Here is a 22,300-nt window from a genome sequence, read left to right as displayed (position 1 = left end):
AGCAACTATAGTGTGCTACAAAGACAGAGTAAGCATTTAGGGGGACAAATTGTTAATAACCAGGGAAATGGACTATGCTGTAAGAATTATTAGAGCATTAAAAGAGGGGACAAAAGTTTCGGCAACTGAGGTGGCTAAAAAAGAACATTTACCACAAGCTATTACATATAAAGTTTTAAACAGTCTGTTGAAATCGAAATTGATTGGAAGTATGAGAGGAGTCAACGGCGGATACTATTTAAAATGCGACCTTTCAGATACCACATTATTTGATATATGCATTGCATTAGGCGAGGACATGAGTATTGCGGAATGTATAAGAGAAGGCTTTGATTGTATCAATAACAGATGCGGAGAATGTATGTTGAACAAAGAGTTTACAAGAATACAAAGCGCATTGAACAGAGAATTACAGAAAACCACCTTGGATAAACTTTTATAGGTTTATCCTTTTTATTTGCGAAGGATTGCAAAAAATCTAATTGTTAAAAAGCTTTAAAGTGCTATAATATTTTTATAAGTTAAAATTTTAAGGAGGCAGATTATGATAAATAGAATATATCTTGCAGGCGGTTGCTTTTGGGGTGTTGAAGGATATTTTAAAAGAATTAAAGGTGTGGTGGATACGACTTGCGGCTATGCAAACGGAAACACGGAAAATCCAAGCTATGAGGAGGTTTGCAGACACAATACAGGACATGCGGAAGCGGTTTTGATTGATTATGATGAGAGTGTATTAAGCCTCGAGGACTTACTTATTTATTATTTTAGAATAATAGATCCTATCAGCGTAAACAAACAGGGAAATGATGTGGGAACACAGTACAGAACAGGTATTTATTATACAGATGAAGCTCAGTTACCGGCAATAAATGAGGCAATTGAGAGAGAGCAAAGAAAGTATGTAGAAAAAATTGCGGTAGAAGTATTGCCGATTGAAAACTTTTATACTGCGGAAGAGTACCATCAAGATTACCTTGATAAAAATCCTAATGGCTATTGTCATATTAATCTTGAGTGGGCAAATGAGCCTATAGTGAGGTCTGAAGAATATAAAAAGGATGATGATGAGGTTTTAAAAAACAGACTTAGCGCTCTACAATATGATGTAACTATGAATGCGGCCACAGAGAGACCTTTTGATAATGAATTTAACTCAAATTTTGAAAAAGGCATATATGTGGATATTACATCAGGTGAGCCTTTATTCTTTTCTACAGATAAGTTTGAGTCAGGTTGTGGTTGGCCAAGTTTTTCAAAGCCTATACAAAAGGATTTGGTACATTACAAAGAGGATTTAAGCCTTGGAAGAAGAAGGATTGAGGTAAGAAGCTCTAACGCCGATATTCATCTTGGGCATGTGTTTAATGACGGACCAAGTGAGCTTGGTGGATTAAGATATTGCATTAATTCTGCGGCACTTAGATTTATTCCTTTGGATAAAATGGAAGAAGAGGGGTACGGTTATCTGATAGAGTACGTTTCTTAAGTAAATTGTCCTTGTAAAAAAGCATTTAAAATGTTAGTCTAAACAAAGAAAAATAAAGGGGATGAATATGACTGACAATTTTAAATACGGTGAAGAGACGAAACTTGAAAAGACAAATGAAAAGAGAGCTAATTTTTCAGGAGGCCTTGGATATATCTTGGCAGTGGCAGGCTCTGCGGTAGGACTTGGTAATATTTGGAGATTTCCATATCTTGCGGCAAAGTACGGTGGAGGTATGTTTTTATTGACCTACCTTTTACTTACTCTTACGTTCGGATATGCAATGATTATGTCCGAGACTACCATAGGCAGAATGACAAAGAGAAGTGCAATAGGTGCATTCAATCAGTTTGGAAATAGCAAGATACTTAAGGTGGGCGGATTTATAAATGCGATAGTACCTGTACTTATTGTGCCTTATTACAGTGTAATAGGAGGTTGGGTAGTAAAATATCTGGTAGAGTATATAAAGGGAAATGTATCGGGGCTTGCAAGTGAAGGGTATTTCGGCAGCTTTATAGGGGATACAAAGATAGTATTTTTCTGGTTTATTATATTTGCGGTAGCTACTTTTGTGGTAATACTTGGAGGTGTGGAGCAGGGAATTGAAAGAGTGTCAAAAATAATGATGCCAATGCTTATCATACTTGCAATTATTGTTGCGGCTTATTCGGTTACAAGACCCGGAGCTATGGCCGGAGTGAAATATTTCTTTGTTCCGAACTTCAGTAACTTTTCTTTGATGACGGTGGTTGCGGCACTTGGACAGATGTTTTATTCTCTGTCCATTGCTATGGGTATTTTGTACACCTATGGTTCATATTTGACAAGAGATGTCGATGTGGAGATATCTACTTCAAGAGTGGAGCTTGTGGATACGGGTGTGGCTGTTTTGGCAGGACTTATGGTTATCCCCGCGGTATTTGCATTCTCGGGCGGTGACCCTGCAAAGCTTAAGGCCGGACCTTCACTTATGTTCATTACCTTGCCGAAGGTTTTTGAAAGCATGGGAGCAGGACGCATTGCAGGTATAGGATTTTTCCTGCTTGTACTTTTGGCTGCACTTACAAGTGCCATATCACTTGTGGAAACCAGTATTTCCACTTTTTGTGATGAGCTTAATTTAAGCAGAAATAAATCTATAATTTTAATGGCTGTGATAATGGTATTTGTCGGAGGTTCATCTGCGGCAGGATACGGTATATGGGATTTTGTTTTGATATTTAAGATGCCTATACTTGACTTCCTTGATTTCCTTACAAACTCTATTATGATGCCTATAGCGGCACTTGCCACCTGCTATTTGGTGGTAAAAGTGATTACATTAAAGAAAATTGATGATGAAATTTCATATTCTTCAGCATTTAAGAGAAAAAAGCTTTATAATATAGTAATGATGGTATTTGCACCGATATTTTTAATTGTAATATTGGTGAGTGCTATATTAAATACATTGGGATTTATCAGCCTGTAAAATCGGCTTAGTATATGCTCATATTTGACTTTACAAAGAATGGAGTTTTCAATGAAAAAATTGGATGTAGTTGCATTAGGAGAATTATTGATTGATTTTACACCTGCAGGACTTTCACCGGCAGGCATGAGACTTTTTGAGCAAAATCCGGGAGGAGCACCGGCAAATATGCTGACCGCCGTATCCAGAGTCGGATTAAAAACAGCGTTTATAGGTAAGATAGGTGCCGACATGCATGGAGACTTTTTAAGAAGTGTACTTGACAGTGTCCCTATTGATACAAGCGGATTGATTACCGACCCTTCGGTATTTACAACCTTGGCTTTTGTAAGTCTCTCAATAACAGGAGAGAGAGCCTTCTCATTTGCAAGAAAGCCGGGAGCGGATACAAGACTCACTATAGATGAGATAAATAAAGATATTCTCTCAGATACAAAAGTATTTCATGTGGGTTCACTTTCTCTTACAGATGAGCCTTCAAGAAGTGCTACATTTGAGGCGGTTAAGCTTGCTAAGGAAGCGGGAGCAATTATATCCTATGACCCCAATTACCGTGAGCCGCTTTGGGACAGTGTGGATAAGGCCATGGAAATGATGAGATTGATGTCGGAGTTTGCTGATATTATGAAAATATCGGATGAAGAAACATCTCTTCTTACACCATACAAAGAACCGCTTGAAGCAGGCAAGTATTTGGTGGAAAGAGGAAGAAAACTCGCTGTGGTTACTCTTGGAGAAAAGGGTGCATTGGTCGTTTCAAAAGCGGGATATGTGGAAGTACCGGGATTTAAGAGTAATGTTGTGGATACTACAGGTGCAGGAGATTCCTTCTGGGGAGGTTTGCTTGCAAGATTTTTAAGTGAAAATATGGATCTTGATAATATAACTTCAAAACAGATGTATGATATTGCAAGATTTGGAAATGCTGTAGCAAGTCTTTGTGTGGAAAAAAGAGGCGGAATTGTAAGTATACCTTCACTTGATGAAACTTTAGAGAGGTTAAAGAAATGAAAAATATCGATGTGGCAGTTATAATGGCAGGCGGAAAGGGCAGCAGACTTCGTAGTATAACTAATGATGAAATACCCAAGCCCATGGTACCTGTGGACGGCAAGCCTTTACTTGAATATCAGGTAGGGAAGTTAAAATCATATGGTATCAAAAAGATAGTAATGATTGTAGGACATTTGGGTGAAAAAATTGTAGATCACTTTAAAGACGGAAAAAACTTCGGTGTTGAGATTGACTATATTTTTGAAAAGGAACCGCTTGGTACTGCAGGAGCATTTTATTATTTAAAAGATAAGATAGATGCTAAGGATTTCATGCTTGTTTTCGGAGATGTTTTCTTTGATATGGACTTTGACAGAATGGAAGATTTTCATTTCAAAAATTCAGCTCTGACTACGCTTCTCGCACATCCAAACGGACATCCGTATGACTCTGATCTTATCCGGATGGATGATAAAGGAAGAGTTATAGGATTTGATTCAAAGCATAATGTAAGAGATTACTGGTATGACAACATGGTCAATGCAGGAATGTATATAATAAACAGAAAACTGCTTGACTTGGTAAAAGAACCTGTAAAGACAGATTTTGAAAAGGATATACTTGCAAATCAGGTTAAACTAGGAGCAAATATTTATGCATATCATACACCTGAGTATGTGAAGGATGTAGGTACTGTGGACAGAATAAATGCTACGGTAGAGGAGCTAAAGAGCGGACTTATTCAGTCAAAGAATTTAAAGAATAAGCAAAGAGCGATATTTATTGACAGAGACGGTACTATAAATGTTTCAAAGGGATTTATATCAAAAGCTGATGACCTTGAACTGATCCCGGGAAGCATTGAGGCTATAAAGGCAATAAATAAGAGCGGTGCACTGGCAATAGTTATAACAAATCAACCCGTTATTGCAAGAGGCGAGTGTTCTTTTGAAGAACTTCACAATATTCACAATAAGCTGAAGACTATTCTTGGTGAAAAGGGAGCTTTTGTAGATGATATTTTCTATTGTCCACATCATCCTGATAAGGGATTTGAGGGTGAAGTGCCTGAACTTAAATTTGACTGTGAATGCAGAAAGCCGAAGACCGGTATGATTGACGAGGCGGTAAAGAAATACAATATTGATCTTTCAAAGTCATATATGGTGGGAGACTCCACAATGGATCTTGAGACGGCAAGAAATGCCGGAGTAAAATCCGTGCTTGTAGATACAGGTTTTGCAGGAAATGACGACAAATACGACAGAAACTGCGATATTGAGGCAAAAAATCTCTTTGATGCGGTGGAGAAGATAATTAAAGATTTCAGATAAGAATATTAAAAAAAGAGGCCGGTAATTTTACAATTGTTGCAGCAGTCTAAAAACAACTGCAAATGATTGTAAAATACAGCCTCTAAAGTTTTTTCTACCAAGTACATCTTGCGCTTGCACCGCATGGCAGGATGAAGTCCGATTTATTTACAGGTAAACCTATTTCCATAGCTTCTATGCTTGCTGCAGGAAGCTTATTTTCTTCCAAAGACTTCTTCATCATATAGGTCAGTACACCGGGGGCAAGACCTGTGGTATATGAGTTGATAAGGAAGAAGAGCGGTTCTTTGCTAAGCAACTGTGTTGTCAGCTTTATAAATTCATATATGGAGTCTTCTATTTTCCATATCTCACCCTTAGGGCCTCTTCCGTATGAAGGCGGATCCATTATTATGGCATCATAGGTATTTCCACGTCTTATTTCTCTTTGTACAAATTTTATACAATCATCCACAAGCCATCTTATATGAGCATTGGAAAGCCCTGAGCTTACCATATTTTCCTTTGCCCAGCCTACCATTCCCTTGCTGGCATCTACATGTGTTACATTGGCACCTGCAGCGGCTGCGGCCAGAGTAGCACCACCAGTATATGCAAAAAGGTTAAGCACTTTGATTTCACGGTTTTTATCTGTAGCTTCTTTTATTTTATTATAACTGAAATCCCAGTTTGTAGCCTGTTCAGGGAATACACCTGTATGTTTGAATGTAAAAGGTTTTAGATTAAATGTTATTTTTGATGAAGGCAGTTCATAATCAATACTCCAGGTGTCAGGAAGATTAAAAAATTCCCAATGTCCACCGCCGGCCTTACTTCTGTGGTAGTGTCCGTTTTTTTTCTTCCATGCAGGATTTTTATGCTCCGTATTCCAGAGTACTTGAGGATCGGGTCTTACCAGTATATAATCTCCCCATCTTTCAAGCTTTTCACCGTTTGAAGTATCCAGTATTTCATAGTCCTTCCAATTATCTGCAATCCACATAATTTTTCTCTCTGTTTTTTATTATAAAAAATGCCGCTTGGTTGTATTCACAACCTAATACGGCATTGTCTGTACCGGTTAAACCGGCTATTTACTAAAGATATTTAAATAATTCCTGTGCCTCATCTTTTTTGGTGGTTTCCTTTAGGGAAAGTACCTCAAATTTTACAGACTTGCCACCGAATAATACTTCTACAATATCCCCTACTTTTACTTCAGCAGATGCTTTTACGACCTTATCATTGATAAGAACTCTTCCGGCATCACATGCTTCATTGGCTATTGTGCGTCTTTTGATTACTCGTGAAACCTTTAAAAACTTGTCAATACGCATTATTTATTAACAGCATCCTTTAGTGCCTTACCCGGCTTGAACTTTGGAACTACGCTCTCAGCGATCTTCATTGTCTCGCCTGTTCTTGGGTTTCTTCCTTCTCTTGCAGGTCTTACAGATGTCTCAAATGTACCGAAGCCAACAAGCTGGATCTTTTCCTTCTTGGCAAGCTCTTCTGTAACAACTTCTACAAAAGACTTAAGTGTAGCCTCAAGGTCCTTCTTTGTAACGGAATTATCCATCTTCTTAGCAATAGCATCGATTAACTCTGTTCTATTCATTTTCTTCCTCCTAAAAATAATGTTCTAAACATTATACTAAAATATTACTGCCGGATTCAGTCGGCAATATAGAATCATTATGAGATATGATACCACTCATAACATAATTTATATAGTCTGTTTAGGCTGATTTGTCAAGAAGAATAAGGCAAAAAAGCCATTTTGTAAGGGTTTTTTCTCTATAAAGTCATTTTATTTAAGAAAAAGTATATTTTTAGTTGACAAAGAGGAAAAGAATGATGTACTATACTAATACCCAGTGGGGGTGTAATATGTTGTAGAAAGGAAAAATATGGCAAAGGAAAAATATAATATTACCGGAATGAGCTGTGCCGCCTGCTCCGCCAAAGTGGAGAGAGTGGTAGGTAAGCTTGAAGGTGTGGAGAATGTCTCGGTAAATCTTTTGACAAATTCCATGCAGGTGGAATATAAGGAAGATAAGCTCAGTTCAAATGATATAATAAAAAATATAGCGGATGCAGGATACGGAGCATCTTTGGCTACAGACAGCAAACAAAAAAAAGAAGAGAAAAGTTTAAAAAAGACCAATGATGATGCAATAGCCTCTATGAAGTTCAGGCTGAAGGTGTCCATAGTATTTTTGGTTATTTTAATGTATTTCAGTATGGGAAGCATGATAGGATTGCCGCTTCCGAAATTCTTATCAGGTGAGGGTAATCCGGTAGGTTTTGCTCTGACACAGCTTCTTTTAGTACTGCCTGTAATGTATGTAAACAGAAAGTATTATATAAGCGGATTTAAATCGCTTTTCCATCTTTCACCGAATATGGATACACTTATTGCGGTGGGTTCAGGTGCCGCATTTACATATGGTGTAATTGCAATATATGTAATGGGTTATGCACTTAATAATTCCGATATGCATACAGTGACGGAATACAGAATGAATCTTTATTTTGAGTCCGTGTCCATGATCTTGACTCTTATTACTTTAGGAAAATTCTTTGAAACAGGTTCAAAAGCAAGAACAACGGATGCAATATCAAAGCTTATAGATTTATCACCGAAGAGGGCAAATGTGCTTCGTGACGGTGTAGAGGAGAACATACTTACAGAAGATGTTGTAGTGGGAGATATTGTAATAGTACGTCCGGGTGAGAGCATTCCGGTAGACGGAATGATAATTGAGGGCAGTACAAGTGTGGATGAGAGTGCCATTACAGGTGAGAGTATACCTGTACAAAAGGAGAAAGGCGATAAGCTTATAGCAGCCACTATAAATAAAAACGGAAGTGTAAGGATAAAGGCCACAGAGGTAGGTGAGGACACCGCCATATCGAGGATAATTGCTTTGGTGGAGGAGGCTTCATCATCAAAAGCACCTATTGCCAAGATGGCAGACAGGGTGGCAGGAGTATTTGTGCCTGTAGTTATGGGAATTGCTCTGGTAACATTTATAGTATGGCTGGCACTTGGATATGATTTCTCATTTGCTCTAAATTGTGCTATAGCGGTACTTGTTATATCCTGTCCATGTTCACTTGGACTTGCAACACCTGTAGCCATAATGGTCGGCACAGGAAAGGGTGCTGAAAACGGAATACTTATTAAATCTGCCGATGCACTTGAGACAACCCACAGTATTGATACTGTAGTACTTGATAAGACAGGTACCGTAACGGAGGGCAAGCCTGTAGTTACAGATATTTTAGCATTTGATATAGACGAGAATGAATTTTTAAAACTGGCTGCCGGCGTTGAGAGTGCTTCGGAGCATCCTTTGGCTGAGGCTATTGTAGAAAAGGCTAAGGAAAAGAGTTTAGAGATTGTTTCACCTACAGAGTTTCAGGCAATATCCGGAAGAGGTATTGTTGCAAGTGTAAACGGTTCAAAAATTATTGCCGGAAATGAGCAGGCTGTAAAAGATCAGTATGGAAACAGTGACAACTTTACAGAAGTATTTAAAAAGGGAAATGAACTTGCCGCAGAGGGTAAGACACCGATGTACTTTATGAAAGACGGCAGACTGCTTGGAATTATTGCAGTTGCGGATACAATAAAAAAAGACAGTAAGGAAGCTATACAGGCTCTTAAAAACAGAAATATTGATGTTGTACTACTTACCGGTGATCATAAAAATACTGCAATGGCTATTGCAAAGGAAGCAGGCATTAAAAAGGTTATTGCCGAGGTTTTGCCTACCGATAAGGAAGAACATATCAGAGAGCTTATTAAAGCAGGTCACAAGGTGGCGATGGTCGGTGACGGTATCAATGATTCACCTGCACTGGCAAGAGCCGATGTAGGTATTGCCATAGGTGCAGGTACCGATATCGCTATAGAGAGTGCGGATATAGTATTGATGCACAGCTCATTAAAGGATGTGGCTACAGCAATTGATTTAAGTAAGGCTGTAATCAGAAATATAAAGCAGAATCTTTTCTGGGCATTCTTTTATAATTCAATCGGAATACCATTGGCTGCAGGAGTATTTTACTTAAGCATGGGATGGAAGCTCAGTCCTATGTTCGGAGCGGCCGCAATGGGAATGAGCAGTGTATGTGTAGTAAGTAATGCACTTAGACTAAGAGGCTTTAAGCCGAAGGAAATAAAGAAAAACAATATAGAAAATGATGAGATAGAGCTCATTGAAAATAAAAGAAAAGAGGATAATAATATGACAACAGTAATTAATGTAAACGGAATGATGTGTGAGCATTGTAAGGCAACTGTGGAGAAAGTGACAAGAGGAGTAGAGGGTGTCAGCAATTCAGAGGTGAATTTGGATGCAAAAAATGTTACAATAGAGCACAGTGCCGATACGGACTTGGAAAAAGTAAGGAAAGCTATCACAGATGCAGGTTATGAGGTGGTATAATGAGAGCCGATTCTAAGACTGTTTTGAGGCAGCTAAAGACAGCCAAAGGACAGCTTGAGGGCATTATAAAGATGGTGGAAGAAAACAGATACTGTATTGATATATCAAATCAGGTACTTGCCACCAGAGCTCTTTTGGAAAGGACAAACCGAACCATCTTGGAAGCGCATATAGAGGGCTGCATTTTGGATGCGGCAGCTACAGGCAGTGAGGAAGAGAGAAAAGAGAAGATATTTGAGCTGTCAAATATGATAAAGAAGATGATGAAATAATGGAAAGAGAAATTCTTTATATAATAGACGGGGAGTATAAGGATATTCAAGATTATTTAAAATCAAAGGGATATTCGTCCTCAAATATTATAGATCTTAAAAAATATGAAAACGGTATAATGCTCAATGGAGTTTGGGCTTATATGAATCAGAAGCCGGCGGTAAATGACCGGCTTCTTGTACGTGTATGTGAAAATAAAAAAAGTGAAAATATAGTACCTGTGGACATCAAGCTTGATATAAAATATGAAGATGAAGATATTTTAGTTATAAATAAGGCCGGAGATATGCCGATTCATCCAAGCCTTAATAATTATGAGAACTCACTTGCAAATGCTCTGATGCATTATTATAAGGGTGAAAACTTTGTTTTCAGATGCATTAACAGACTTGACAAGGACACTACGGGGCTTACAATAGTGGCAAAACATTTCTTAAGTGCGGGTATTTTAAATATAGCTATGCAAAACAGGCAGATAAAAAGGGTGTATAATGCTATAGTAAAAGATGAAGGCAGATTGCCGGATGCAGATACAATTGACTTGCCGATAGCCAGAGAAGATGATACCTTGATAAAGAGAAAAGTAAGCTCTGACGGTCAAATGGCTGTGACACATTTTAAGGTCTTGAAAAGATTTGAAAAATACTCTTTAATAGAGCTTAGACTCGAAACAGGCAGAACACATCAGATACGTGTGCATATGAGCCATATAGGTGCACCGCTTGTAGGAGATTATTTGTATAATGAAAATGATTGCGGTAAAAGCTTTGTAAGACCGCTCCTACATTCAAAAAGCCTTGAGTTCATACATCCTATAACAGGTGAGAGAATGTATCTTGAGTGTGATTTACCGGCAGATTTTAAAGAAAAGATAGGAAAGAATTATGTTTAGAATAGAATACCCACATCTTGATATGAGAAAGATTGCAGACAGCGGACAGATATTCAGATTTAATATTTATGAGGATGAATTCAGTCTTGTGGCAGGTGATAGGCTACTCTTTATAAAAGAGGACGGAGACGGATATATACTCTCTTGCAGTGAAGAGGAGTTTAATGATTTTTGGTTGGATTATTTTGACCTTAGACTTGATTATAAAGAGTATGAGAAGAATATTCCAAAGAGCGATCTGTTTTTAATAAATGCAGCCGAATATTCATATGGAATTCGTATATTAAATCAGGATAAATGGGAAATGCTTATATCATTTATTATTTCACAAAGAAAGAGTATACCGGCTATTAAATCTTCGGTTGAAAAGCTTTCAAAGGTTTATGGAAAAAAGATAGATATGCAGGTTCCGGATTTTATAAAAAACATTGATCCTGATACGGAATTTTACAGCTTTCCAACCCCTGAGGCTCTAGCAAACGCAAGTATTGACGAGTTAAATGCCTGCTCTCTCGGATACAGAAGCCCGTATATAGAGGCGACTGCAAAGGCGGTATTCAGAAAAGATATAGAACTTGAGGCACTTGCAAAGCTTAACGATACGGAACTTTTAGCCGCTTTAATGAGTCTAAAGGGAGTCGGTATAAAGGTGGCAAACTGTGTGGCATTATTCGGTTATCACAGAATTGCGGCCTTCCCTATAGATGTCTGGATAAAGAGAATGATTGATGAGCACTATGACGGAGAATTTCCACTGGAGCTTTATGAAGGCTATGCAGGTGTTATTCAACAATATATTTTCTATTATGGCAGAGAAAGTGTGAAACATAGTAGTAATTAGCATAGAAATTTGATATTATATTACCATATCAAAATGGTGAAAAGGGACACATTTCCTATGAAAGGAGCATTATGAACGAACTTACAAAAAAGGCTTATGAGACCTGGAAAAATGCCGACTTGGCTGATGAGGCTCTTGTAAAAGAGATGGCATCCATTGCAAATGATGAAGAGGCTATCAATGACAGATTTTATAAGGAATTGGCATTCGGTACAGGCGGTCTTAGAGGCGTGCTTGGAGTTGGAAGCAACAGAATGAATATTTATACTGTTGGAAAGGCCAGCAGAGGTTTGGCAAATTATATAAATTCCATATCAAAGGCTCCTAAGCTTGCCATATCATATGACAGCAGAAACAATTCAGATGTATTTGCAAAAAGAGCGGCAAGTATATTTGCAGGAGCGGGAATCAAGGTATATATCTGGAAAGAGCTTATGCCTACACCTGCACTTTCTTTTGCGGTAAGAGAGCTCGGATGTGACGGCGGTATAATGGTAACAGCCAGCCACAACCCTGCAAAATACAACGGATATAAGGTATACGGTGCTGACGGATGTCAGATAGCCAATGAGGCGGCAGACAGAATACTTGATGAGATAAACAGTGTAGAGACATTCTCAAACTATGAGCTGGTTGATTTTGAGGAAGGCCTTAAGTCGGGTATTATCGAGTATATAAGTGAAGATACCTTTAATGCCTTTATGGATGCGGTTTCAACACAGACTTTTATAGGTGATGATGTTGATAAAAATGTAAAAATTGCTTATACACCTCTTTACGGAACAGGTTTAAGATGTGTTACAACCTGTCTTAAGAAAAACGGATTTACAAATATTGAGATAGTAAAGGAGCAGGCTACTCCAAACGGAGATTTCCCAACCTGCCCATATCCAAATCCTGAGATAAGAGAAGCTCTTGAAGTAGGTTTAAATGTTGCTAAGGAAGTTGGAGCGGATATCCTTATTGCTACAGACCCTGACTGTGACAGAGTAGGTATTGCAGTAAAGCAGGGAGATGATTTCAGACTCTTCTCAGGAAATGAAGTAGGAGTTTTACTTACAGACTTTATTGCAAAGAGAAAACTTGCAATGGGAATTATGCCTAAGAAGCCTGTAGTTGTTAAAACAATAGTTACTACGGATCTTGTAAACAGAGTTGCAGACAACTACGGTATCGAGACAAGAGATGTGCTTACAGGATTTAAATATATCGGAGATCAGATTGCAAATCTTGAAAAAGACGGTGAAGTGGACAGATACCTCCTTGGATTTGAGGAGAGCTACGGATATCTTTCAGGAAGCTATGTAAGAGATAAGGATGCTGTAAACGGAGCATATCTGATTGCACAGATGTTTGTATACTATAAGGCTGAGAACAAGTCATTACTTGATGTACTTAACGGATTATATGAGAAATACGGATATTATCTGAATACACTTTATTCATTCGAGTTTGAAGGAGAGAGTGGAATGAAGAAGATGGATGCAATAATGGATACTTTCAGAAACAATACTCCAAAGGAAATTGCGGGGGTAAAGGTTTTGGAAGTAAGAGATTATGAGACTTCCACTCAGACAAATCTTGCTACAGGTGAGAAAAAAGCAATAGACTTACCTAAGTCAAATGTTATAAAGTATATGCTTGAGGGAAACTCATCCGCAGTACTCAGACCTTCAGGAACAGAACCTAAGTTAAAGCTTTATCTTGCTATAAGCAGTGAGAATGAAGCAAGTGCAAGAGAACTTGAGAGTAAAATAGCAAATGAAATAAAGAAGAGTTTAGCTTAAATTTTTAGAGGCTGTGTAAACGGCCTCTTTTTTAATGCACCAATATAAAACATTTTTACTTGCAATTTAAAATCCGGTGTGCTATCATTGTGCGGTAGACGTACAAATGTATTTTAGGGGCGAACATGGAACAGAATATCAAATATTATGTGGTAAAAGATAAAGCAATACCTGAGGTACTCATTAAGGTGGTTGAGGCAAAGAGGCTTTTGACTGCGGATAAGATGATGACTGTAAAGGAGGCCACAGATAAATGCGGTATAAGCAGAAGCTCATTTTACAAATATAAAGATGATATCTTTCCATTTGATGATTCTTCAAAGGGAAGGAATATCACCCTCTCTATTCAGATATCGGATGAAATGGGACTTTTATCGGAGTTGTTGGCAGTGGTTGCAAAGTATCATGCCAATATCCTGACAATACATCAGACCATACCCGTAAGCGGTGTGGCGACTATTTCTTTATCTATAGAGGTTTTAAATGATACAGGAGACTTATCTAAGATGGTAGATGAAATCGGAAATTTGGACGGCATCTTTGATATAAAAATATTGGCTAGGGAGTAAATTATGTTTAATATTGCGATATTGGGATTTGGAACAGTAGGTTCAGGCGTATATGAAGTTATAAAGCAAAATAATGCACTTTTAAAGGAGAAGACAGGTGAGGATATAGGTGTAAAGAGAATCCTTGATCTGCGTGAGTTCCCGGGAACCGAGTGGGAAAACTTATTGGTACATGATATTAAAGAGATCATAGAAGATAAGGATATAGATGTAGTAGTAGAGACAATGGGCGGAACATCACCGGCTTTTGAGTTTGTAAGGGATGCGCTTTTGTCTGGTAAGCATGTTACCACATCAAACAAGGCTTTGGTGGCGGCACACGGCACGGAACTTTTAAAGATTGCAAGAGAAAAAAATGTAAACTTCTTCTTTGAAGCAAGTGTAGGCGGCGGTATTCCTATTATCAGAACTTTAACGGAGAGCTACGCAGGTGAGCATTTTAAGGAGATCACAGGTATCTTAAACGGTACTACAAACTATATACTTACAAAGATGGATGCAGAGGGTGAGAGCTTTGAAAAGGCACTTGCTACAGCACAGGATCTCGGATATGCGGAGAGAAATCCTGAGGCTGATGTGGAAGGACATGATACTTGCAGAAAGATTGCAATACTTTCATCTCTTGCAACAGGCAAGGAAGTAAACTTTGAAAATATTCATACAGAGGGTATCACAAAGATAGATACAACAGATTTTGAGTATGCAAAGCATCTTAATACATCAATAAAGCTTTTCGGTGATGCGAAGTTTGAAAATGATAAGCTTTACGCATTCGTAGCACCTGTAATGGTTGAGAACAGTCATCCGCTCTTTATGGTAAATGATGTATTTAACGGAATTATGGTAGAGGGAAATATGCTTGGAAAGAGCATGCTCTACGGTAGCGGTGCAGGAAAGCTTCCTACTGCAAGTGCAGTAGTTGCAGATATTGTTGCAATTGCAAAGAATAAGCATGGAAATGTGCCTTTCGGCTGGGGTGAGAACAAGCAGGAAGTTGTAGATATGCAGGAGACAAGCCATAGATACTTTGTAAGATTTATGGGTAGAGACAGTGAGTTTATAGAAAAATGCAAGTCCGAATTCAAGGATTCAAGAGAAGTATACCTTGACGGCAAGGACGAATTCGCTTTGATAACAGGAGTACTTAAGGAAAAAGATTTCCTTAGTGCTTTGAATAATCTGAGCGGTGTGATAAAATATATAAGAACAAAGATAGTTTGATTTTTATTGGCACTACCATTGGTGGTGCCAAAATTATATTTGGGAAGAAAATGAGAAAGATATTAGAATTTTTATTAAGTTTTGTACCTCCATGTGCATTTCATGAATTTACAGGTCTATATTGTCCGGGCTGTGGAGGAACCAGAGCAGTGAGATTTTTGGTAAGGGGAAATATATGGAAAAGCTTTATTTATAACCCCACAGTACTTTATACTGTTATTGCAACTTTTATTTTTTTCGCTTTTGTAGTAAAGTATAAGATTAGTGGCAAGCATTTAAATAAAGACAAGATTGTCTTGCCGATGTTATATATAGGGATTGCCATAATGATTTTAAACTGGATTATAAAAGACTGGTTTTTAATTTTTAGAGGAATTGACTTATTAAAATAGACGAGGATTATAGATGAAAGATACCGTAAGTATTGCAAAAAGAAGATGGGAAAACAGAGCTCTGCTATTCGGAACAGTTTCGATAGTTTTGAATATGTGTGCTTTGCCGACATCAGGAGTTCCACTGGGTATTCCTATGGGAATATTTGCTGTTGCATTCGGAATTATTTCAGCCGCAGGCGGAATAAGGGGAAGAGCGGTTGCAGGTATTATTACAGGAATATTCGGTATATTGATAGGTTTAATTATATACTTAATGATACTTTTTGTTATCACACAATTAAAAGACCCTAATATTATAAGTATGTTTAAGCCTGAGCAGATCAAAATATTACAGGATTATATTCAAACTTATATAGCAAATTGATTGTAGATAATGGAGGAGATGACTTTGACTGATATAGTAAAAATACTCGCAGAAGAACTTGGTATAAAGACCACACAGGTTGAGTCCACCATAAAGCTTATAGATGGAGGCAATACGATTCCTTTTATTTCAAGATATAGAAAAGAAGTGACAGGTTCTCTAAATGATGAAATACTCAGACAATTTGATGAGAGATTAAAGTATCTCAGAAATCTTGAGGAGAAGAAGGAGCAGGTATTATCGGCAATTGAGGAGCAGGGAAAGCTTACAGATGAACTTAAAAAAGAAATAGAGTCTGCACTTACCTTAGTGGCGGTTGACGATCTTTACAGACCTTTCAGACCAAAAAGACGTACAAGAGCGATGATTGCTATTGAAAAAGGTCTTGAGAATTTTGCCACAGATATTTACGAGGAAAAATTGGAGCAGCCTGCACTTGAGGAAGCAAAGAAATACCTTTCAGATAAAGAAGGTCTTGAGGTGGAAACACCTGAAGATGCTATAGCAGGTGCTATGGATATTATCGCAGAGAAAATCTCTGATGATGCGGCTTTTAGAAATAAGATAAGAGATCTCTCATTTAAGCAGGGAATACTGACTTCTGTGGCAAAAGATGAATCTGTAGAATCTGTATATGAAAATTATTACAATTTTGCAGAGAGTGTTTCAAAAACAGCAGGATACAAGATACTTGCAATCAACAGAGGAGAGGAAGAAAAGATACTTACAGTAAAGCTTGACCCTCCGGTTGAGGAGATTATCAGATATCTGGAAAAATGCATTATAAAAAAGCATAATGAATATACAGAGCAGATATTAAAGGATACTATTGATGATGCATATAAGAGACTTATTGCACCTTCAATAGAAAGAGATATCAGATCAAGTCTTACAGAAAAGGCAGAGGATGAGGCAATCAAGGTATTCGGAAAGAATCTTACTCAGCTTTTGATGCAGCCTCCGGTAGCAGGAAGAGTTGTACTTGGTTGGGATCCGGCTTTCAGAACAGGATGTAAGCTTGCAGTAGTTGATGAGACCGGAAAGGTACTTGATACCAAAGTTATCTTCCCTACAGCACCGCAAAATAAGGTTGCAGAGTCAAAGAAGATATTAAAAGAGCTTATAAAGAAATATAATATAAGTCTTATTTCGCTTGGAAACGGTACCGCTTCCAGAGAATCCGAGGCTGTTATTGTAGAGCTTATAAAAGAGGTTGATACAAAGCTTGAGTATATTATTGTAAACGAGGCCGGAGCCAGTGTATATTCTGCAAGTAAGCTGGCGACAGAGGAGTTCCCAAACTTTGATGTAGGTCAAAGATCTGCGGCTTCTATTGCCAGAAGACTTGAAGATCCGCTTGCAGAGCTTGTAAAAATAGACCCTAAGTCTATAGGTGTCGGTCAGTATCAGCATGATATGAACCAGAAAAAACTCTCAGAAGCACTTTCGGGAGTTGTAGAGGACTGTGTAAATAAGGTAGGTGTGGATCTTAATACAGCTTCAGCACCTCTTTTAGAGTATATCTCAGGTATTTCAAAGGCTGTTGCCAAAAATATAGTTGTATACAGGGAGGAAAACGGTAGCTTTAAGACAAGGAAAGAGCTTTTAAAGGTTTCCAAGCTTGGACCTAAGGCATTTGAGCAATGTGCAGGTTTCCTTCGAATAAATGACGGTAAAGAGCCGCTTGATATGACAAGTGTGCATCCTGAAAGCTATGAAGCTACAAAGAAGCTTCTAGAGAGTATAGGTTACAGTTCCAAGGATATTACTGTTGCCGGACTTAACAGTATTTCAAAGAAAATTACTGATTTTAAAAAGGTATCCGATGAAATCGGCATAGGTGAGATAACTTTAAAGGATATATTAAAAGAACTGGAAAAACCGGGAAGAGACCCTAGAGATGAGATGCAAAAGCCTATACTACGCACTGATGTTATGGAGATGGAAGATTTAAAAGAGGGCATGATATTAAAGGGAACAGTCAGAAATGTTATCGACTTCGGTGCATTTGTGGATATCGGAGTACATCAGGACGGACTTGTACATATATCAAAGCTTAGCAAAAAGTTTATAAAGCATCCTCTTGAAGCAGTGAGTGTAGGAGATATTGTTGAAGTAAGGGTAGACAGCGTAGATTTGAAAAAGAAGAGAATAGCACTGTCTATGGTATTGGATTGATATGAATAAGATAAAAATAGATATGCAGCTTAATGCAAAGGATATATGGCTTTTTTCCATGTATCACAGCAACAGAGGTTTCCTACTGATATTTAATGTGCTTTTTACAGTAGTAATGTATTATTATATGATTACTTCTTGGAATAAAATTGATACTCCAAGGAAAATTATGTTTGTTCTATTGGCAAATATGTTTTTGATAATACAGCCGGCAATGCTTTATTTAAAATCTGCTAAACAGGCAAGAAGCGAGGGTATAAGAGCCGGACTTTCACTTGAGATGAATGATGAGGGAATTGTTGTTTCATCAAAGGGAGAGAGTATTGATTTTAAATGGGAGAGCGGATTTCGTTCAAGGATAGTGCCGGGGATTATAATAATATATGTGGATGCTGTCAGAGGCTATTTATTACCTGACAGATATACAAAGGAAAACAAAGAAAAAATAGTTGCTGTTTTAAAAGAAAAGACAAGGGTAAGTTTGTTATAAAATTATAAGTGCTTTTAAAAGCCTATAATTTATAAAGGTGGTTGGAATAAGGATGAATACAAGGGTATTTGAGAGTTTTTCCGATAAGGAAACATTTGATATTGCCTTTAGGATTGCAAATAATCTGAAGGCAAGAGCCGGTTCTGCGGTGGTATGCCTTGACGGGGATCTTGGAGTCGGTAAAACCGTTTTTGCAAAGGGATTCGGTGCAGGGCTTGGAATAAAAAGAGATATTGTAAGTCCTACCTTTAATATAGTGAAAAGCTATGAAGGTGATAAAAGACTGCATCATTTTGATGTATACAGGATTTCCGATATCTCCGAGCTTGATGAAATAGGATTTGATGAATTTATATATGATGATGCTATAGTCCTTATAGAGTGGTCAAAGCTTATAAAAGAAGCATTGCCCGAAAATATTATAAGGGTTGTTATATCAAAGGATCTTGAAAAGGGATTTGATTACAGAAAAATAGCAGTGGAAGGCATAGATGATGAAGATTTTGGGAATTGAAAGTGCTGCATTAGTGGCTTCAGTTGCAATAATAGATGAAAATGTGACAATAGCGGAATATACTACAAACTTTAAAAAGACTCATTCAGAGACATTATTGCCTATGTTGGATGAAATAGTAAAAATGACCGGAGTGGATCCAAAAGAGCTTTCAGCTATTGCAATTTCAGGAGGTCCGGGATCGTTTACCGGACTTAGAATAGGAGCTGCGAGTGCTAAGGGACTTGGGCTGGCACTTGATTTGCCTCTTATTCATGTGCCTACACTTGATGCTATGGCATTAAATATATATTCAAGTAATGCTCTGATTGTACCTATAATGGATGCCAGAAGAAATCAGGTATATACAGGTATATATAAAAATACAGCTAAATTGGAAGTTATAAGAGAATCAATGGCGATTTCTATAGATGAATTACTTGATATACTAAGAGAAACAGATATAGAAGAAAAAATAGAAAGAATAGTTTTCCTGGGTGACGGAGTTCCGGTTTTCAGGGAATATATTGATGAGAACTTTGAAATTGCACATGATTTTGCACCGGCAAATTTGAACAGACAGAGGGCATCAAATATTGCAATGCTTGGTATGGAGATGTTTAAAGAAGGAAAAACTATGGTTTCCGATGATATGAGACCGGAATATCTTAGAAAAAGCCAGGCTGAAAGGGAGAGAAATGTGGATTAGACCCATGCTTCTTTCTGATGTGGAAGTAATAAGAAGCTTAGAAAGTGATATTTTCAGTGATGCCTGGAGCGAAAATAATATAAAAGACTCTATAGAATCTAAATTCGATTATTGCATCGTTATTGAAGAAGACTATAGAGTCTTGGCATATATTATTTTCAGGGTAAATGAAGATGAAGCGGAGCTGTTTAGAATAGCTACCGATAAGCAGTACAGAGGATTGGGCTGTGGACATAAGCTAATGAACTTTATGATTTCAAATCTTAGGGATATGAAAGTAAAAAAGGTTTTTCTTGAGGTCAGATGCCAAAATAAAGACGCTATAAGTCTGTATGAGCATTATGGCTTTAAAAAGATAGGTATCAGAAAAGAATATTACTCAAATCCCACAGATGATGCTCTGTTAATGGAAGGATATATAAAATGTTAGATATTTGCTTATTAGGTACCGGGGGTATGATGCCGCTACCTTACAGATGGCTGACTTCAATGATGGCCAGATGTGAGGGAGTGAATCTTTTGATAGATTGCGGCGAGGGTACTCAGGTTGCCATAAAAGAGAAGGGATGGAGTCCGAAGCCTATAGATGTGATCTGTTTTACACATTTTCATGCGGATCATATAAGCGGTTTACCGGGATTGTTGCTTACAATAGGAAATTGTGAAAAGACCACCCCACTCCTTATCATAGGTCCGAAGGGACTTGAAAGAGTTGTAAATGCTATGAGAGTTATAGCACCGGAGCTTCCTTTTGAGATTCAGTTCCATGAACTTAGAGAAAATGAGGAAGTGATAGATTTTGCACCTTATAAGATAGAAGCTTATAAGGTAAGTCATAGAGTAACATGCTACGGCTACAGAATTTCTATTGACAGAAAGGGCAAGTTTGATGCTGCCAGAGCAAAGGAGCTTGATATACCGTTAAAATACTGGAATAAATTGCAGCATGGTGAAACCATCACTGACGGAGATATCACATATACTCCCGATATGGTAATGGGAGAGGCAAGAAGAGGTATAAAGGTAAATTATTGTACAGATACAAGACCTGTTCCGATTATTGCAGATTATGCCACAGATTGTGATCTCTTTATATGTGAAGGTATGTATGGTGAAGATGAAAAGGAAGAAAATGCCAAAGAACATAAGCATATGACAATGATGGAGGCGGCAACTCTCGGAAAAACGGCAAATCCGAAGAGAATGTGGCTGACGCATTATTCACCGTCAATGAATAAACCGGATGAGTATATTGATAAGCTGAAAAAAATCTGTCCGGTTATAGAAACCGCAAGAGATGGATGGAGTGTAGAGCTTGGTTATGAAGAAGAGTAATGTAAAAATACTTGCAATAGAAAGTTCATGTGATGAGACTGCGGCAGCAGTTGTGGAAGACGGAAGAAAGGTGCTTTCAAATGTTATCTCATCACAGATAGACTTGCATACAATATACGGAGGTGTAGTCCCTGAGATTGCCTCCAGAAAGCATATAGAAAATATAAATTTTGTAATAAAAGATGCACTGAAAGAGGCAAATGTCACCTTTGATGATATAGACGCAATAGCGGTTACATACGGACCGGGACTTGTAGGAGCATTGCTTGTGGGAGTAGGCGAAGCAAAGGCACTTGCCTACGGACTTAACAAGCCTCTTATAGGTGTACATCATATAAAGGGGCATGTGCTTGCAAATCTTATAGAACATGAGGAGCTGAAACCTCCTTTTGTATGTCTTATCGTTTCAGGCGGTCATACTGAAATAGCGATTGTAAAAGATTACAATGATTTTGAGATAGTTGCGACAACCAGAGATGATGCGGCAGGTGAGGCATTTGACAAGGTGGCAAGAAGCGTGGGACTTGGATATCCGGGAGGTCCGAAGATTGATAAGGCGGCTAAGCTTGGAAATCCTCATGCTATAGAGTTTCCAAAGGCAAGAGTAAATGATTCCAAATATGATTTCAGCTTTTCAGGTGTAAAGTCTGCCGTTTTAAATTATCAAAACAAGGCAAATATGACCGGTGAAAAGATAAATGTAAATGATTTGGTAGCTTCATTTCAAAGAGCTGTTGTAGAGGTTTTGGTGGAGCATACTATAGAAGTTGCAAAGGATTACAATATAAAGAATGTAGCTATGGCCGGCGGTGTGGCTTCAAATACCGCACTTAGAAGCTTGATGGAGGAAAAATGCAGTGAAGAAGGATTGAAGCTTCACTTCCCTTCACCGATATTTTGTACAGATAATGCAGCAATGATCGGTGTAGCCGCATACTTTGAGTATTTAAATGAAAACTTTAAAGATTTGACACTTAATGCAGTGCCGAATCTGGAATTGTGATTTTAAAAAGTATTTATTGATATT

General features: G+C 37.9%; 24 protein-coding genes. 21 read left to right on the top strand and 3 right to left on the bottom strand.

The features are described from left to right. Positions 1-49: 49 nt before the first annotated feature. The 5 genes from HMPREF1495_RS10745 (at position 50) to HMPREF1495_RS10725 (ending at position 5,290) form a co-directional block, all read left to right on the top strand. Positions 50-442: an RrF2 family transcriptional regulator gene (locus HMPREF1495_RS10745; protein ID WP_034214681.1), complete on the top strand. Its 393-nt coding sequence runs from the start codon at positions 50-52 to the stop codon at positions 440-442. 102 nt (positions 443-544) lie between these two features. Next, the gene (gene msrB, locus HMPREF1495_RS10740; RefSeq protein WP_034214679.1) at positions 545-1,489 is read left to right on the top strand and encodes a peptide-methionine (R)-S-oxide reductase MsrB; all 945 of its coding nucleotides are present in this window, start codon (positions 545-547) and stop codon (positions 1,487-1,489) included. A 67-nt stretch (positions 1,490-1,556) separates the two neighbouring features. Then, positions 1,557-2,963 carry a sodium-dependent transporter gene (locus HMPREF1495_RS10735; RefSeq protein WP_034214676.1) on the top strand — a complete coding sequence of 469 codons (1,407 nt, stop codon included), beginning with the start codon at positions 1,557-1,559 and terminating at the stop codon, positions 2,961-2,963. A 51-nt stretch (positions 2,964-3,014) separates the two neighbouring features. Continuing rightward, positions 3,015-3,974, top strand: coding sequence for a carbohydrate kinase family protein (locus HMPREF1495_RS10730; RefSeq protein WP_034214674.1), 960 nt, complete (start codon positions 3,015-3,017; stop codon positions 3,972-3,974). Further along, entirely contained in the window at positions 3,971-5,290 is a 1,320-nt protein-coding gene (locus HMPREF1495_RS10725; RefSeq protein WP_034214672.1) for an HAD-IIIA family hydrolase, read from the top strand. Before HMPREF1495_RS10730 ends, HMPREF1495_RS10725 begins: the two co-directional genes overlap by 4 nt. Before the next feature lie 94 nt (positions 5,291-5,384). On the opposite strand, the gene HMPREF1495_RS10720 is transcribed toward HMPREF1495_RS10725, so the two are convergent. From HMPREF1495_RS10720 to HMPREF1495_RS10710, 3 genes are all read right to left on the bottom strand, one after another. Continuing rightward, positions 5,385-6,272: a class I SAM-dependent methyltransferase gene (locus tag HMPREF1495_RS10720; protein ID WP_007591077.1), complete on the bottom strand. Its 888-nt coding sequence runs from the start codon at positions 6,270-6,272 to the stop codon at positions 5,385-5,387. Between the two features lie 94 nt (positions 6,273-6,366). Further along, entirely contained in the window at positions 6,367-6,606 is a 240-nt protein-coding gene (locus tag HMPREF1495_RS10715) for an RNA-binding S4 domain-containing protein (RefSeq protein WP_007591079.1), read from the bottom strand. Continuing rightward, the gene (locus HMPREF1495_RS10710; RefSeq protein ID WP_255347314.1) at positions 6,606-6,905 is read right to left on the bottom strand and encodes an HU family DNA-binding protein; all 300 of its coding nucleotides are present in this window, start codon (positions 6,903-6,905) and stop codon (positions 6,606-6,608) included. Before HMPREF1495_RS10710 ends, HMPREF1495_RS10715 begins: the two co-directional genes overlap by 1 nt. 274 nt (positions 6,906-7,179) lie before the next feature. Here HMPREF1495_RS10710 and HMPREF1495_RS10705 point away from each other — a divergent pair, with 274 nt between their 5' ends. The 16 genes from HMPREF1495_RS10705 to tsaD all read left to right on the top strand — a co-directional run bounded on the left by HMPREF1495_RS10705 (position 7,180) and on the right by tsaD (position 22,276). Further along, positions 7,180-9,726: a heavy metal translocating P-type ATPase gene (locus HMPREF1495_RS10705; protein ID WP_034214670.1), complete on the top strand. Its 2,547-nt coding sequence runs from the start codon at positions 7,180-7,182 to the stop codon at positions 9,724-9,726. Continuing rightward, a complete protein-coding gene (locus HMPREF1495_RS10700) occupies positions 9,726-9,998 on the top strand; it encodes a metal-sensing transcriptional repressor (protein WP_034214668.1) in 273 nt (90 codons plus the stop codon). The genes HMPREF1495_RS10705 and HMPREF1495_RS10700 overlap by 1 nt, the downstream gene beginning before the upstream one ends. After that, positions 9,998-10,891 (top strand): RluA family pseudouridine synthase, encoded by an 894-nt coding sequence (locus HMPREF1495_RS10695; RefSeq protein WP_034214665.1) that lies wholly within the window; start codon positions 9,998-10,000, stop codon positions 10,889-10,891. The genes HMPREF1495_RS10700 and HMPREF1495_RS10695 overlap by 1 nt, the downstream gene beginning before the upstream one ends. Then, complete coding sequence (locus HMPREF1495_RS10690) at positions 10,884-11,732, top strand: DNA-3-methyladenine glycosylase family protein (RefSeq protein WP_034214663.1); 849 nt, start codon at positions 10,884-10,886, stop codon at positions 11,730-11,732. Before HMPREF1495_RS10695 ends, HMPREF1495_RS10690 begins: the two co-directional genes overlap by 8 nt. 71 nt (positions 11,733-11,803) lie before the next feature. Next, positions 11,804-13,519 (top strand): phospho-sugar mutase, encoded by a 1,716-nt coding sequence (locus tag HMPREF1495_RS10685; RefSeq protein WP_034214661.1) that lies wholly within the window; start codon positions 11,804-11,806, stop codon positions 13,517-13,519. A gap of 125 nt (positions 13,520-13,644) precedes the next feature. Continuing rightward, on the top strand, positions 13,645-14,088 hold the full coding sequence (locus HMPREF1495_RS10680; protein WP_007591092.1) for an ACT domain-containing protein: 444 nt from the start codon (positions 13,645-13,647) through the stop codon (positions 14,086-14,088). Positions 14,089-14,091: 3 nt separating this feature from the next. Continuing rightward, positions 14,092-15,309 carry a homoserine dehydrogenase gene (locus tag HMPREF1495_RS10675; RefSeq protein WP_034214659.1) on the top strand — a complete coding sequence of 406 codons (1,218 nt, stop codon included), beginning with the start codon at positions 14,092-14,094 and terminating at the stop codon, positions 15,307-15,309. A 50-nt stretch (positions 15,310-15,359) separates the two neighbouring features. After that, positions 15,360-15,701, top strand: coding sequence for a DUF2752 domain-containing protein (locus tag HMPREF1495_RS10670; RefSeq protein ID WP_007591105.1), 342 nt, complete (start codon positions 15,360-15,362; stop codon positions 15,699-15,701). A 13-nt stretch (positions 15,702-15,714) separates the two neighbouring features. After that, positions 15,715-16,068: a hypothetical protein gene (locus tag HMPREF1495_RS10665; RefSeq protein ID WP_034214657.1), complete on the top strand. Its 354-nt coding sequence runs from the start codon at positions 15,715-15,717 to the stop codon at positions 16,066-16,068. 24 nt (positions 16,069-16,092) lie between these two features. Continuing rightward, positions 16,093-18,246, top strand: a complete 2,154-nt coding sequence (locus HMPREF1495_RS10660; RefSeq protein WP_034214707.1) for a Tex family protein — start codon at positions 16,093-16,095, stop codon at positions 18,244-18,246. 1 nt (position 18,247) lies between these two features. Then, entirely contained in the window at positions 18,248-18,736 is a 489-nt protein-coding gene (locus HMPREF1495_RS10655; protein WP_034214655.1) for a YcxB family protein, read from the top strand. 52 nt (positions 18,737-18,788) lie between these two features. Continuing rightward, the gene (gene tsaE / locus HMPREF1495_RS10650) at positions 18,789-19,250 is read left to right on the top strand and encodes a tRNA (adenosine(37)-N6)-threonylcarbamoyltransferase complex ATPase subunit type 1 TsaE (protein ID WP_034214653.1); all 462 of its coding nucleotides are present in this window, start codon (positions 18,789-18,791) and stop codon (positions 19,248-19,250) included. Next, a complete protein-coding gene (gene tsaB, locus HMPREF1495_RS10645) occupies positions 19,228-19,938 on the top strand; it encodes a tRNA (adenosine(37)-N6)-threonylcarbamoyltransferase complex dimerization subunit type 1 TsaB (RefSeq protein WP_084544519.1) in 711 nt (236 codons plus the stop codon). Before tsaE ends, tsaB begins: the two co-directional genes overlap by 23 nt. Next, complete coding sequence (gene rimI, locus HMPREF1495_RS10640) at positions 19,928-20,368, top strand: ribosomal protein S18-alanine N-acetyltransferase (protein WP_034214651.1); 441 nt, start codon at positions 19,928-19,930, stop codon at positions 20,366-20,368. Before tsaB ends, rimI begins: the two co-directional genes overlap by 11 nt. Continuing rightward, complete coding sequence (locus tag HMPREF1495_RS10635; protein ID WP_034214649.1) at positions 20,362-21,273, top strand: ribonuclease Z; 912 nt, start codon at positions 20,362-20,364, stop codon at positions 21,271-21,273. The genes rimI and HMPREF1495_RS10635 overlap by 7 nt, the downstream gene beginning before the upstream one ends. Further along, entirely contained in the window at positions 21,260-22,276 is a 1,017-nt protein-coding gene (gene tsaD, locus HMPREF1495_RS10630) for a tRNA (adenosine(37)-N6)-threonylcarbamoyltransferase complex transferase subunit TsaD (protein WP_034214648.1), read from the top strand. Before HMPREF1495_RS10635 ends, tsaD begins: the two co-directional genes overlap by 14 nt. The last annotated feature ends 24 nt before the right edge of the window (positions 22,277-22,300 follow it).

It is taken from the genome of Lachnoanaerobaculum sp. MSX33, assembly GCF_000512995.1.
Lineage (GTDB): Bacteria > Bacillota > Clostridia > Lachnospirales > Lachnospiraceae > Lachnoanaerobaculum.
This window is presented reverse-complemented; position numbering and strand designations above follow the sequence as displayed.